This window comes from Chryseobacterium sp. (assembly GCF_022869225.1).
GTDB lineage: Bacteria > Bacteroidota > Bacteroidia > Flavobacteriales > Weeksellaceae > Chryseobacterium.
In genome coordinates this window covers 1,300,918-1,314,891 of record NZ_JALIHL010000001.1, presented here as the reverse complement: position 1 = coordinate 1,314,891, position 13,974 = coordinate 1,300,918, and the positions used below count along the sequence as shown (strand labels likewise).

Sequence of the window (13,974 nt, the reverse complement as noted above, 5' to 3'; positions counted from 1 at the left end):
AACGGCAAATTTTTTTTAATAACAAATTGTAATTCCTTTAAATGAGAAATATTTTGTTTTAAATTTGATTTAATATGTTGAAATTCTTATATTTAGTATCTTAACCAGAATAAAATTAATATGAGAAAATCAAAAAAATTAGACCGGCAACATCTGAAGTCCATTGATGGCGGAGTGGATTCTTGTCATGAGAATTGTCCTCCCGGCCCTTACGGACCAGGCCTGCCGGGATCATATGAAGATTATCATGCTTTACCGGAATGCTGTAAAGGGAGAGTCATGGTAAGTATAAAATGTTTCGAGAGGTTCAGTTTTAAATAGCAAAAAGCACACATTCTACAAAAGTGTTTTATTACTGTAAATCAATATCAAATTAAAACAATATGAAAACAATTAAAAAACTTTCAAGAGAAGAAAAGAAAAATATCAGTGGTGGTTTTACTGATATTCAAATTGAAGCATGCGGTGGCGCTGCTTATGTATGTTTCCGGGGAGGAGGCAGATGGGGATGCTGGAGGCAGCCGGGAGGAACCTGCTATGATCCTATGCTGTAAACGAGTATTCTATGTTTATACTAAACTTAATCCAATAATATGAAAAAGTTATCAAGAAATAAATTAAAAAATGTTTTGGGAGCCGATTCATCTCTTTGTGCAGGATGCCCTACCGAAAACAGATATGGTCCGGGACCAGAATATAATGCAACCTGTGAGAACTATTTTGCTCTGCCAGACTACTGCAGGGCCAGAAACTGTGTAAGGGTAAGCATATATTGCTTTGAAGTCTAAAAATAATAGTCTTTTATAGATATACATTAAAAAAGCACTGTGAAACAGTGCTTTTGATTATTTTATACTTTTTGAAAGATCAAGCATTGCCTCGATCGGCTTTAATGCTCTCAATCTTAATTCTTCATCAATAAGAATTTCCGGAAGCTCATATTTCATACACAGATACAATTTTTCCATTGTATTCCGTTTCATGTAGAAACATTCTGAACAGTTGCAGCTTTCATCAAAAACCAATGCCGGGATCAGTTCCTTGTGAGGGGCACGCTTTCTCATTTCGTGAAGAATTCCTTCTTCTGTGGCAATGATGAACTTCTGACAGTCATCTTTCTCTACATAATTCAACAGGGCAGAAGTAGAACCGATGAAGTGAGCCAGTTTCAAAACAGCTTCTTCACTTTCAGGGTGTGCAATTAGTTTGGCATCTGGATTTTCTGCCAGCTGCTTTGCAATCCTTTCCATTGAGAAGGCTTCGTGTACCACACAGCTTCCGTCCCAAAGGATCATGTCACGGCCGGTTTTTTTAGACAAATATCTTCCCAGGTTTTTATCCGGTGCGAAAATAATAGGTCTGTCTTTCGGAAGAGCTTCAATGACCATTTCGGCATTGGAGCTGGTTACAATGATATCACTTTCTGCTTTTGTTTCAGCATTACAGTTGATATAAGTGGCAATTAAAGCATTTGGGTGCTGTTCACGCATTTTTCTCAGTCCTTCTCCGGAGCAGCCGTCTGCCAGAGAGCATCCTGCCATCGTATCAGGAAGAACTACTTTTTTAGTTGGATTTAAAATTTTCGCAGCTTCCGCCATGAAATGTACTCCGCAGAATACGATCATGTCGGCATTTGTTTCTTTAGCCTGTCTTGCCAGCTGCAGAGAGTCTCCAAGGAAATCAGCAATATCCTGAATTTCTCCCGGCTGGTAATAATGCGCAAGGATTACAGCATTTTTTTCTTCTTTAAGCTTAAGAATGGCTTTTACCAATTCTTCTCCCTGAGGAATGGCTATATCTTTTATGTCCAGAAATCCTTTTACAGGAATTGCAGATTTAGCTTTTTCTAATGTTTCGGTACTCATATCAACCTCAATTTTTTTATTATCAGAAGGTAGAGGTTGGAATTTAGAAGTCAGATTTTGAGAGTATTCTTATTACTCCATCTACCGGCTTATATCTTCCATCTATTAGTTGCTGATAAAACTTTTTATTAAACTTTCTATTTCTTTTTTAGCTACATCAAGATCTGTATTGATGACGATCTTGTCAAACTCGCTGGCGTAGGTCATTTCTTCTTCTGCCTTTGCTACACGGGTTTTTATGGTTTCTGCATCATCTGTATTTCTGGAGATCAATCTTCGTTCCAGTTCTTCAATGGAAGGCGGTTCTATAAAAATAGACAACGCTTTTTCTCTAAAATATTTTTTTAAAGAAATGCCTCCTTTTACATCTACATCAAAAATAACAACTTTTCCCTGATTCCAGATTTTTTCTACCTCAGATTTTAAAGTACCGTAATATTTATCAGTATATACTTCCTCATATTCTACAAAAGCATCTTCAGAAATTTTCTGTCTGAATTCATCCGGGGTTAAAAAATGATAATCCACGGCGTGTACTTCACTGCCTCTCGGTTGTCTCGTGGTACAGGAAATTGAAAATTCCAGCTCAGGGAATGTGTCCAGTGAATGCTTTACTAATGTAGTTTTTCCGCTCCCTGATGGTGCTGAAAATATAATTACTTTATCCATTTAGATTGTAGAGATTTTTAGATTGGAGACATGAGGCTTACATCTCTTATCTCATGTCTATCGGTCTATTGTCTATAATACGTTTAACGTTTGCTCTTTAATTTTTTCCAGGTCATCTTTCATCATCACTACCAGTTTCTGGATTTCGGCATGATTGGCTTTTGAACCTAATGTATTGATCTCTCTTCCGATTTCCTGAGAGATAAAGCCCAGTTTTTTTCCATTGAAAGATTCATTATCCATTACTTCCTTATAATATTTCAAATGTTGGGCAAGTCTTACCTTTTCCTCTGAAATATCAAGCTTTTCGGTGAAGTAAGCCATTTCCTGATAGAAGCGCGTTTCATCTACATTCTCAAATTCTTTAAGGGATTTCTGATAACGTTCTTTTACACTGACGATTCTTTCTTCCTCAAAAGGAATGACTTCTCCAAGATATTTGTCAATATTCTGAACGTTTCTTTTTAATTCTTCGTGTAAAATGTTACCCTCTGTTTTTCTGAATTCTTCAAATCGGTCAATCGCAGCATTAACGATCTTTGCCAATGCCTCCCATTCACCTTCTGTAAGCTCATCAGGTCTGGACGTAATGGCATCCGGAAGCCTTACTGCCATTTTAAGATATTCAAAATCAGGGCCGTCTGATGCAATGGTTTTAAGTTCATTGATGTATGAATCAATAAGATTCTTGTTTATTTTTACATCATTGGACTCCTCCAGATTCTCCAAATTGACATAGCAGTCTACTTTTCCACGGATAATTCTATCATTAAGAATTTTTCTGATCTCAAATTCTTTTTCTTTATAACGCAAAGGAATTTTAATATTTAAATCAAAGCTTTTGCTGTTCAATGATTTAATATCTATTGTTATTTTTTTCCTTCAAAAACATCTTCGGCTCTACCGAAGCCAGTCATTGATAAAATCATAGTTTTTTATTGTTCTACAAAGATAAACATTTAAGTCTATAGTTTGGCTAATGTTGAATGGCTGGAAGATGGAGGCAGGAAGTGGGAAGATTGTTATAAATATAAATTATATCTAATTTTAGCTTCCATCTTCCAGCAAATTAAATAAACTCATTTTCGTAAATTAGCACTGTGAAAAAGAAAAATTTGATTTCTGTAGTAGGACCCACCGGAATTGGTAAAACAAGATTGGCAATTGATTTGGCTCAGCATTTCAATACAGAGATCGTTTCCTGTGATTCCCGGCAGTTTTTTAAGGAAATGAAAATAGGGACTGCAGCGCCTTCTGAGGAAGAACTGAGCGCAGCACCTCATCATTTTATCGGAAACCTTTCCGTAGAAGAATACTATTCTATCGGGCAGTATGAAGAAGATGCCCTGCAAAAGCTTAATGAACTTTTTAAAGATCACGAGACGGTCATACTTGTCGGTGGAAGTATGATGTATGAAAAAGCAGTAATTGAAGGATTGAATGATCTGCCTGAAGCAGATGCTGAAAATCAGGAAAAACTACAGTTCATTCTGGAGCAGGAAGGTATAGAGAAACTTCAGGAAATGCTGAAAGAACTCGATCCCGAATATTTCAATGGGGTAGATATTCACAATCACCGACGGTTGTTGAGAGCAATTGATGTGATCTGGCAGACCGGTAAAAAATATTCTGAACAGATTGCTGTTTCCCAGGATTCCAGAGATTTTAAGGTCATCAGGATAGGCATTGAAGCGCCAAGGGAAGAACTGTATGACAGAATCAACCGGAGAGTGGATATCATGATGGAAAAAGGGCTGTTGGATGAGGTAAAGGGGCTGGAAAAATTCAAAGACCTTACTGCCCTGAATACCGTTGGCTATTCTGAGCTGTTCAAATATTTTGATGGGGAATGGGATCTTGATTTTGCGGTGTCTGAAATTAAAAAGAACAGCCGCAGGTATGCGAAGCGCCAGCTTACCTGGTATAGAAAGGCGGATGATATCCACTATTTACAGTTAGGATATTCTCAACAGGATTTTGAAGATCTGCTTCAATGGATTAGTGAGCTGTTTCACAAATAGCTGTTTATTCAATTGAATTGTAGTGCTGGCTATTGCAAAAGACCCGGTTTTTTAAAATTAAATAGAGCGTTTCCAATACTATTTATCACCAAAAAAATGCGGTCCTGCAAAGAACCGCACTTCAACAAATATAATTTAATTTACTACTTCCAACCCCCGCCCAGCGCTCTGTATAAATCTACAATGCTGCTTAATCTCTGTCTTTTAATGGAAGCCAGGTTCAGTTCTGCCTGTAGGGAGTTTCCCTGTGCTGTAATCACTTCCAGGTAATTGGCTGAACCTCCTTTGTAAAGAAGCTGTGCACTTTTAATTCCGTCTTTCAGGGTAGTGGCCTGTTCAGTGGCCTTCTGTTCCTGAACTTTCAAATTTTCATTGGATACCAAAGCATCTGAAACTTCCCCTACGGCATTCAATACCGATTGACGGAATGCCAGAACATTTTTCTCTCTCTGAATTTTAGCCACTTCCAGATCTGTTTTCAATTGTCTTTTCTGGAAAATAGGCTGGGTAATTCCTCCTAAAACCGATCCGAATAACGATGCCGGAATCTGGAACCAGTTATCAAATTTGAATGAATTAACCCCTCCGTTGGCGGTGATCTTCAAAGCCGGATACATATTGGCCTGTGCAATTCCCACCATGGCATTGGATTCCAACAGAACCAACTCCTGCTGGCGTACATCCGGTCTGCGGCTTACCATAGCTGCCGGCAGCCCTGCAATAATATTCTGAGGTAGGGAAGTGTCAGACATTTCAATCGTTCTGTTTACCTTATTAGGGATTTCACCTACCAGAATGCTTAAAGCGTTTTCCTGAATGGCAATATTTTGTTCCAACTGAGTAATCAGAAGTTCCGTAGCTTGTTTCTGAGCAGCTGCCTGTTGTACACCTAAAGATGTATTATCACCACTTTCCCACATTTTTTGGGTAATTAACAGGGTATTGCTGCTCAGTTCAAGATTGGACTTTGCAATAGCCAGCTGTTTGTCAAGCATCAACAGGTTATAATATCCTTGTGCAATCGCTGCGACTACCTGAGTCTGAACTGCTTTTGAACCTTCATAGGTTTGAAGATACTGCATTCTTGAAACTTCCTGCTGGTTTTTAATTTTTCCCCAGATATCCGCTTCCCAGGAAAGATTGAAGGCTGCATTATAATCTTCCACATGGCTTTGTCCTAAAAATAAATTTAAGCTTTGCCCGTTCATGCTGTTTTTTGAAGGTTTTGAGATCTGTCCGGTTACCCCGAAACCAACATCCGGATATTGCATATATTTTGCCTGTTTCAGTTTTTCCTGCGAAGAAGCGACCTGTTTTAATGCAATCTGCAAGTCATAATTATTTTTAATTCCTTTTTCAATCAGTCCCTGTAAAATAGGATCGCTGAAGAACTGTTTCCATTCCAGGTTGGCTATGCTGGCTGTATCGGCCGTTGCGGTGTACTGAAACTTTTCGGGAAGCGGAAGGTCCGGTTCCGTGTAGGCCAGTTTTGACACGCACGAAACAGAGCCTATAGCCAGTGCAAATGTTAAAATAATATTTTTTACTCTTTTCATATTTTTTAAACTTTTAATTGAATACAAAACTTTGAGAGGTTTCTGTATATGCAAAATTGTCTTTAGTAGGAGAAAATATTTTGCTTTTTTGAACCATTAAGAACAGGTAAGAGAATAAGTTTGTTTTAAGAAAATTAAATAGATTTTAATAAGCATCATACTCAAAAATGAAGGTCATCTTACTATTCTTAACTGCTTAATAAAACCGTAATGGTTTAAATTAATCTTTTGTGATCTTAAAATTTTCTCAAAGTTTTGTCGTTCATTTTTTTATTAATGAGTAGCCGCTAAAAGTTCTTCCTGTTGTTTTTTCAGAAGTCTTTTCTTTTTTCTGCTTGGCATTTTTTCATGCAGATATTGGAAGATCACATACATTACCGGAATAATAAAAATCCCGAACACTACTCCTGTAAGCATTCCTCCTACGGTACTGTATCCGATAGAGTGATTTCCTTTTGAAGAGGCTCCCTGTGTCCACACCAGTGGAAGCATGCCCACGATGAAGGCAAAAGAGGTCATTAGGATAGGTCTTAAACGTAATCTGGATGCCTGAAGCGCAGATTCTATCAATGTTTTTCCTGCTTTTCTTCTCTGAACGGCAAACTCCACAATTAAGATGGCGTTTTTCGCTAGTAGTCCGACTAACATGATCAATCCGACCTGTACGTAAATGTTATTATCAATTCCAGCTAATCCTGTGAAGGCAAATACTCCGAAAATTCCTGTAGGAATGGTAAGAATAATGGCAAACGGAAGAATGTAGCTTTCATACTGTGCTGCCAGCAGGAAATATACAAACAGAATACTTAAGAAGAAGATAAATGCAGTCTGACCGCTTGTTTTGATCTCTTCACGGGTAATTCCTGTCCATTCATATCCGTACCCTCTTGGAAGTGATTGCTGCGCTACTTCTTCTACAGCTTTGATGGCATCTCCGGTACTGTATCCCGGTTTTGGTGTTCCATTAATCGTTACGGCATTGAAAAGGTTATTTCTGGTTACTGTTTCAGGTCCGAAAGATCTTTTTAACATCACCAGAGTTTTTGCAGGAACCATTTCTCCTGATTTATTTTTTACATAAATTCCTTCCAGTGAATTGACATCGGTACGGTAAGGAATATCGGCCTGAGCCATTACTCTGTAATATTTTCCAAACCTGTTGAAATCCGAGACGAAGCTACTTCCGAAATAAATCTGCATGGTCTGCATCAGTTCTGTAACGGAAACGCCCAGCTGGTTTGCTTTATCGGTGTCTACATCAATGGTATACTGAGGGTTTCCTGCTGCATAAGTGGTAAAGGCAAAAGCAATTTCAGGTCTTTTCATCAGCTCTCCGATGAACTGTTGAGTCGTTGTTCCCAATTGTTCAAAAGAACCATTCGTTTTATCCTGAAGCATGAATTCAAAGCCGGAAACGTTACCGAATCCCTGAACAGTAGGGAAGTTGAAGAAGAATGCATTGGCATCTTTCACCTGGCTTACCTTTCCTGTTAATGTCGCTGCAATCTGGTCCGGATCTTTCATCTCACCACGCTTGTCATAATCTTTAAGCTTGATAAAGCCGGCAGAATACGGAGAAGCATTTGCGTTACTGATAAAGTTCATTCCATCTGCTACCCAAAGATGATTGGTTGCTTTTTCCCCATTGATGATCTTATCGATCTGTGCTGTTGCTCTGTGGGTTCTTTCCAGTGAACTTCCCGGAGGAGTGTTCACCGCATACAGTACAAATCCCTGATCTTCAGTAGGAATAAATCCTGACGGTGCTTTTTTGATTAAAAATACACTTGCTGCTGTAATGACAACAAGACCTCCTATCGCAACCCATTTATTCTTAATTAAAAACTTAAGACTGTAAATATATTTACGGGTCATGCTATTGAAACTCGCATTGAAGGCGTTGAAAAATCTTGCTCCAAAACCTTGTTTATGACCGTGTTCACCGTGCTCTCCCTGAGGATCATTTAAGAACATCGCACATAATGCCGGGCTCAATGTCAATGCATTTACTGCCGAGATTAAAATCGCAATTGCTAATGTGAAAGCAAACTGTCTGTAGAAAACCCCTGCAGGTCCCTGCATGAAGCCAACCGGAATAAACACCGCACACATTACCAGTGTAATGGAAATAATCGCTCCTGAGATTTCACTCATTGAATTCATGGTAGCATGCTCTACCGGCATTCCTGTCTGCTCCATTTTGGAATGGACGGCTTCTACCACTACGATGGCATCATCCACTACAATTCCGATGGCCAGAACCAATGCAAACAGGGTAAGCATATTGATGCTGAAACCAAACAGCTGAAGGAAGAAGAATGTACCGATAATGGCAACGGGGACTGCAATAGCCGGAATTAATGTAGATCTGAAATCCTGAAGGAAAATATATACGACAATAAATACCAGGATGAAGGCAATGACTAATGTTTCCACAACCTGATGGATAGAAGCATCCAAAAAGTCTTTGGAATTGTACATGATAATTGGTTTTACTCCTTTTGGCAGAGTCGTTTCCATTACTTTTACCTGCTTTTCAATTTCAGTCAGGATTTCATTGGCATTGGAACCTGCGGTCTGTAAGATCGCAAATCCGGCAACCGGCTTTCCGTCTACTCTGTTCGTTGCCGTATAAGTATAAGATCCGAACTCTACTCTTGCCACATCTTTTAATCGTAGGAAAGAACCGTCACTGTTTGCTTTGATAGCGATGTTTTCATAATCCTCATTCTTATTCAGTTTTCCTTTGTATTTAAGGATATACTCGTACGTTTCCTTGCTTCCCTGTCCCAGACGGCCCGGAGCGGCTTCAAGGTTGTGGTCTTTAATCGCTCCCAGAACTTCCTGGGGAGAAAGATTATTAGCAGCCAGACGGTCCGGCTTCAGCCAGATTCTCATGGAATAATCCCTTGTTCCGAATACCTGAGCCTGAGCCACTCCCGGAATACGCTGTATCTGTGGAATAACGTTGATCTTCAGATAATTTTGAAGAAATAATTCATCATATTGTTTTTCATCTTCACTGGTCAGTCCCATGAACATGATCATACTGTTCTGAACTTTCTGTGTCGAAATCCCGGCCTGTACCACCTCCTGAGGTAGCTGGCTCATTGCTTTCGATACACGGTTCTGTACGTTTACTGCAGCATTATCAGCATCAGCGCCCTGTTTGAAGTAAACACTCAGGGTCATGGTACCGTCATTACTGGAGTTGGAGGTCATATAAGTCATGTTCTCAACTCCGTTCACCGCTTCCTCAATGGGGGTCGCTACAGAACGTGCCACTACCTCAGCATTAGCTCCGGGATAGAAAGCCGTTACCTGTACACTTGGCGGTGCAATATCCGGAAAGAGGGCTATCGGTAAATTAAAGAGAGACAGGGCTCCCAATAATAAAAGTATTATGGAGATGACCGTTGAAAGGACCGGTCTTTCTATAAATTGTTTTAACATAAGAAGTTTATTTTTAATGTTGTTTAAACTTTTTTTAAACACTTAAGTTGGTTAGTTTTAAGACTTGAAAATATCAAGTGCACTTTAGATGAAAATCTTTGATTTTCATAATACTTACGTGATCTGAATCAACAGATAGTTGATAACTTCAAGTAACTTAAGTGTTAAAAAAGAGATATGAAGTTTAAACGCTCTTACATAGTCATATGAGAATCTATTATAATGGTTTCGCTTTTAACAGGCTGTCAGAAGAAATATTTTTCGGTCTGATAGAGGCTCCGTCTTTTAAGGTTCCAATCCCTGTGAATACGATTTTTTCTCCAGGAGAAAGTCCTTCGGAAATAAAATAATAGCTATCCGTTTTTCCTGATATTTTGATTGGTCTTCCGGTTACCTTCTGATCTTTGCCCATTACATATACATAGGTTTTATCCTGAATTTCGAATGTAGATTCCTGCGGAATAACTACGGCATTCGAGATCAGCTGAGGCATACGCACTCTTCCTGTGTTCCCGGTTCTTAAAGTTCCGTTGGTATTAGGGAAAACGGCCCGTACACTGATGGCTCCGGTAGTTTTATCAAACTGCCCGTCTACGATACTCAATTTTCCTTTTTCAGGGTAAGTACTGTTATCAGCGATCACCAATTCTACCATTGGCATATTTTTCAGCTTTTCTTCCAAAGTAGCTCCTGGGTATTTATTCTGAAAAGCAATAAAGTCCAGCTCACTCAGAGAGAAATAAGCATAAATTTCACTGATATCAGATAATAAGGTCAATGGATTTACATCTGTTCTTGAGATCAGACTTCCCTTTTTGTAAGGGATTCTTCCGATATAGCCGCTTACGGGAGCTGTAATGGTTGTAAATCCTACATTGATTCTTGCGTTTCCTACAGAGGCTCTGGCTTGTGCGGCCGCTGCTACAGCCGCTTCGTAATTGGCTTTTGCCGTTTTAAGCTGCACATCAGAGACTACTTTTGCAGCAACCAATGGCTGAAGTCTGTCCACTTCTACTTTTGCTTTCTGTATGTTGGCATTGGCAGCCTGAAGATTGGCCTGTGCCATATTCATCTGTTCGCCATAGCTTCGTGAATCTATCTTAAATAAAGGCTGTCCTGCTTTTACATAAGCTCCTTCTTCTACATAGATTCTGTCAAGATATCCATCCACCTGAGATCTGATTTCCACATTGTTTTTCCCTTCCAAAGCTGTAGGGAATTCCTGATATGTTGTCGCAGGAGAGGAGATTACGGTATAAACCGGAAGTTCAGGAGCTGGCGGTGCGGCGTTAGATCCTTCCGCGGCCTTGGTGCAGCTCTGTAAAAGAATTATACTTGAAATAAGTACAATAAAGCTTGTTTTTCCAGGTATTTTCATTTTGGTTTAATTTTTTTAATGAAGTGTTAGATTGAAGTAATGTTCTTTTTAAATAAATGCTTTTTTTCCTAACAGTGTTAATAGTTGGTTCAAAAAAAATCACAGGATTTTTAATGTCCGATCAGGTCGAGTGTTTCCATAATTGAAAGTTGTTTTTAATGTATTTAAGTATATAATGATGGTGTAAGGTGTGTTAATTTTACTAACAGTGTTAATTTATAAGCCAGAAATGATTATTTTTAACAACTGAATGATATGAAATTGTTCCATAATGGTTTGGTTTTTAATCAGGATTAACAGAATAATATAAATTAATTCGGTGTTAAGTTTCCTAACGGTGTTAATTTTTAATTCAAAAAAATTTTACAAAGACTTAATAAAAGCCGAAACTGTTTCGTCTAAAGTCGTTTTATTCATTGTTGAAGGGATATCAGCAGTACGCATCATCATCATAGAGATCATTCCGTGAACGGCAGAAAACAGAGCATGGGACATATGGCAGGCATTGTCTGGATTGGATCCGTTTTTCTTTATAATCTCGTAAGTACACTCATAGATCAGCTCCTGGAATGATGAGAATTCTTTTTTCATCTGCCCTTTTCCGCAACACTGCATTCCGAGGCCAAACATAAGCTGGTAATATTCCTTATTTTTAAAAGCAAAGTTCCAATACGCATCCACAATCGCAACAAGCTGTTCTTCCGGACTGTCGTGTTTCTGCTGGGCTTTTAATAATTCTATATGTAACTTATGAAAACCATCTAAAGAAATTTCAAATAAAATGGCTTCTTTATTTTCAAAATAATCATACACCACCGGTGCACTATACTCAATAGCATCTGCTATCTTACGCATAGAAAGTGATGCCCAGCCCTCAGTTTTGGCCAAAGTAAATGCCGCCTGCAAAATATTTGCACGGATGGATTCTTTTTCTCTTTGACGACGTTCATGTAGGCCCATGATATATTTTACTAACAGTGTTAGCAAAACTACAAACTTTTTAATATAACTTCCAAAGAATATGATGAGTTTTATAGATTGGGCGACTATGTAAAGAAAAATAAATCAAAGGCTGGACGCTGGAAGAATGGGGGCTGGAAGTTATTTTTAGGGTTGAATAATGCAATAATAGAATTTGACTATAACTATTTTTGAGGGGCTAATATCTTCCCTCCTCCAGCTTCCAACCTCCTTACCCTGCTAAAAATAAATGTCTGTTTCAGAACCCAGCTCAATTAATAAAAGAAATATCTATCTTTGCGGTAAAGAAAAAAGGATATGAATACTCCCTCAAATATGCTCGCATTAGGTACAAAAGCTCCCTTTTTTGAGCTTCCTAACCCGTCAAAAACGAATGAACTTCAGTCTTTAGAAGAGCTGAAAGGAGAAAAAGGAACATTGGTGATCTTTATGTGCAACCATTGTCCGTTTGTTCTTCACGTGATCGATAAGATCAATGAATTATACGAAGATTATCATGATAAAGGAATTGAATTCATTGCGATCAATGCGAATGATATTGAAAAATATCCGGCGGATTCTCCGGAAAAGATGATCGAGTTTCAAATTGAAAGAAGATTTGATTTTCCTTATTTATTCGATGAAAGCCAGGCTGTGGCAAAAGCTTACGATGCAGCCTGTACCCCGGATTTTTATTTCTTTGATGATAAATTGGATCTTATTTACAGAGGCCAGATGGATGATTCAAGACCGGGAAATAACAAAGATGTGACCGGAGAAGATTTAATTATTGCTTTTGAAAATCTTTTGGCCGGCGAGTCTCAGGAAGAAATTCAGAGACCAAGCATGGGCTGTAATATTAAGTGGAAATAGTTGAGTTGCTGGTTTATTTTGCTGCTGGTTACCCATCATTATAAGACGAAGGCTGTTCTTTTTAGGACAGCTTTTTTATTTTCCGCTGATCCGCACTCCCTGATCCGTTGATTTCTGTAAAAGGTTCTGTACATTTTAAATTCGAATAAGTCTGGATTCCTTTGGAATGATAAATACTCCGCTGGCTATTGATACATATTATTCCTCAGGATTTTAAACATAGATATTTACTTTTAGTTAGATTATTTCTTATCTGAACATTGATCTATACATTCACCTTACCGTCAGAATAATTCTTAATAAATTCTGAAGGGGTTTTCCCGGTATATTTTTTAAACATTCGGTTAAAGTAAGTCACATTATTAAAACCACAGCTATAACTGCATTCTGAAATCGATTTGTCCTGAGCCATCAGCAGACAGGCTTTATTGATCCGGTAGCGGTTCACGAATTCTGTAAAAGTGATCTGGGTTGCCTTTTTAAAGAAATTACAAAAGGCCGGTAAAGTAAGATTAGCCCGTTTCGCCACCTCTTCAATATTAATTTCTTTATCATAATGATGCTCAACGTAGGTGAAGATATTTTCAAGACGGGTCTTATTCTTGGAAATAATGGTATACGGCATGATTTCTTTATTCAAAATCTCGTAATCTTCACATTTTGACAATTCAAAAAGAATTTCAAGCAGCAATAAATATCTTTTATAGCCTTCTGATTCAAGCATAAGCCGCAGTCTGGGTAGCATTGCCTTCTTTACCTTATGATGAAAATGGATGCCGTATTTTGAAAGCTCCAATAAGTTTTTGATCGACCTGGCCTCCACTTCCTGCTGGGGAAACTGAAGGATTTCTTCCTTGAACTGAAGCACGATTTCTTCGTGTGGATCAATAGAATTCAGCCCAAATCCAGAATGGGGAATATTGGAACCGATCAGGACCAGATCTCCATTGGTATAGTTGCTTTTATGATACCCTACGTGTCGTGTTCCATTCCCTGAAATCACACATACAAGCTCAATTTCCGGATGATAATGATATTCCCATTTGAATTCTGAAATGGGAGAGTTATTATGAATCGTCCGGAATGAGCTCTTTTCATTGGGGATGACTCTTTCAAAAGTAACTTTCATTTAATTAATCATATTTAATTACTAAAAATACTAATTATATTAATATAGTTCAAATATTCATTTACTGTGT

Annotated in this window: 12 protein-coding genes and 1 pseudogene; 5 read left to right on the top strand and 8 right to left on the bottom strand. The window is 38.3% G+C overall.

Translation table 11 applies throughout. The features are described 5' to 3' along the window. The first annotated feature begins 120 nt into the window (after positions 1–120). The 3 genes from MUW56_RS06175 to MUW56_RS06165 all read left to right on the top strand — a co-directional run bounded on the left by MUW56_RS06175 (position 121) and on the right by MUW56_RS06165 (position 788). Positions 121–321: a hypothetical protein gene (locus MUW56_RS06175; protein ID WP_292012370.1), complete on the top strand. Its 201-nt coding sequence runs from the start codon at positions 121–123 to the stop codon at positions 319–321. 62 nt (positions 322–383) lie between these two features. Next, positions 384–554: a hypothetical protein gene (locus tag MUW56_RS06170; protein ID WP_292012369.1), complete on the top strand. Its 171-nt coding sequence runs from the start codon at positions 384–386 to the stop codon at positions 552–554. Between the two features lie 39 nt (positions 555–593). Then, the gene (locus tag MUW56_RS06165) at positions 594–788 is read left to right on the top strand and encodes a hypothetical protein (protein WP_292012368.1); all 195 of its coding nucleotides are present in this window, start codon (positions 594–596) and stop codon (positions 786–788) included. A 57-nt stretch (positions 789–845) separates the two neighbouring features. Here MUW56_RS06165 and nadA read toward each other — a convergent pair whose 3' ends face one another. From nadA to MUW56_RS06150, 3 genes and pseudogenes are all read right to left on the bottom strand, one after another. Then, on the bottom strand, positions 846–1,865 hold the full coding sequence (gene nadA, locus MUW56_RS06160) for a quinolinate synthase NadA (protein ID WP_292012367.1): 1,020 nt from the start codon (positions 1,863–1,865) through the stop codon (positions 846–848). A 105-nt stretch (positions 1,866–1,970) separates the two neighbouring features. Next, positions 1,971–2,534: a guanylate kinase gene (gene gmk, locus MUW56_RS06155; RefSeq protein ID WP_292012366.1), complete on the bottom strand. Its 564-nt coding sequence runs from the start codon at positions 2,532–2,534 to the stop codon at positions 1,971–1,973. Between the two features lie 72 nt (positions 2,535–2,606). Next, positions 2,607–3,463: pseudogene (locus MUW56_RS06150) on the bottom strand (YicC family protein). A 171-nt stretch (positions 3,464–3,634) separates the two neighbouring features. On the opposite strand from MUW56_RS06150, the gene miaA reads away from it, so the two are divergent. Next, entirely contained in the window at positions 3,635–4,555 is a 921-nt protein-coding gene (gene miaA, locus MUW56_RS06145) for a tRNA (adenosine(37)-N6)-dimethylallyltransferase MiaA (protein ID WP_292012365.1), read from the top strand. 143 nt (positions 4,556–4,698) lie between these two features. Here miaA and MUW56_RS06140 read toward each other — a convergent pair whose 3' ends face one another. The 4 genes from MUW56_RS06140 to MUW56_RS06125 form a co-directional block, all read right to left on the bottom strand. Beyond that, a complete protein-coding gene (locus tag MUW56_RS06140) occupies positions 4,699–6,111 on the bottom strand; it encodes an efflux transporter outer membrane subunit (RefSeq protein ID WP_292012364.1) in 1,413 nt (470 codons plus the stop codon). A 273-nt stretch (positions 6,112–6,384) separates the two neighbouring features. Continuing rightward, positions 6,385–9,564 (bottom strand): efflux RND transporter permease subunit, encoded by a 3,180-nt coding sequence (locus MUW56_RS06135; RefSeq protein ID WP_292012363.1) that lies wholly within the window; start codon positions 9,562–9,564, stop codon positions 6,385–6,387. Between the two features lie 217 nt (positions 9,565–9,781). Next, positions 9,782–10,942, bottom strand: coding sequence for an efflux RND transporter periplasmic adaptor subunit (locus tag MUW56_RS06130; protein WP_292012362.1), 1,161 nt, complete (start codon positions 10,940–10,942; stop codon positions 9,782–9,784). A gap of 363 nt (positions 10,943–11,305) precedes the next feature. Further along, entirely contained in the window at positions 11,306–11,929 is a 624-nt protein-coding gene (locus MUW56_RS06125) for a TetR/AcrR family transcriptional regulator (RefSeq protein WP_292012361.1), read from the bottom strand. A gap of 291 nt (positions 11,930–12,220) precedes the next feature. Between MUW56_RS06125 and MUW56_RS06120 the strand changes: the two genes are divergently transcribed. Further along, positions 12,221–12,775 (top strand): thioredoxin family protein, encoded by a 555-nt coding sequence (locus MUW56_RS06120; protein WP_292012360.1) that lies wholly within the window; start codon positions 12,221–12,223, stop codon positions 12,773–12,775. 265 nt (positions 12,776–13,040) lie between these two features. On the opposite strand, the gene MUW56_RS06115 is transcribed toward MUW56_RS06120, so the two are convergent. Next, on the bottom strand, positions 13,041–13,904 hold the full coding sequence (locus tag MUW56_RS06115; RefSeq protein ID WP_292012359.1) for an AraC family transcriptional regulator: 864 nt from the start codon (positions 13,902–13,904) through the stop codon (positions 13,041–13,043). Positions 13,905–13,974 lie beyond the last annotated feature (70 nt).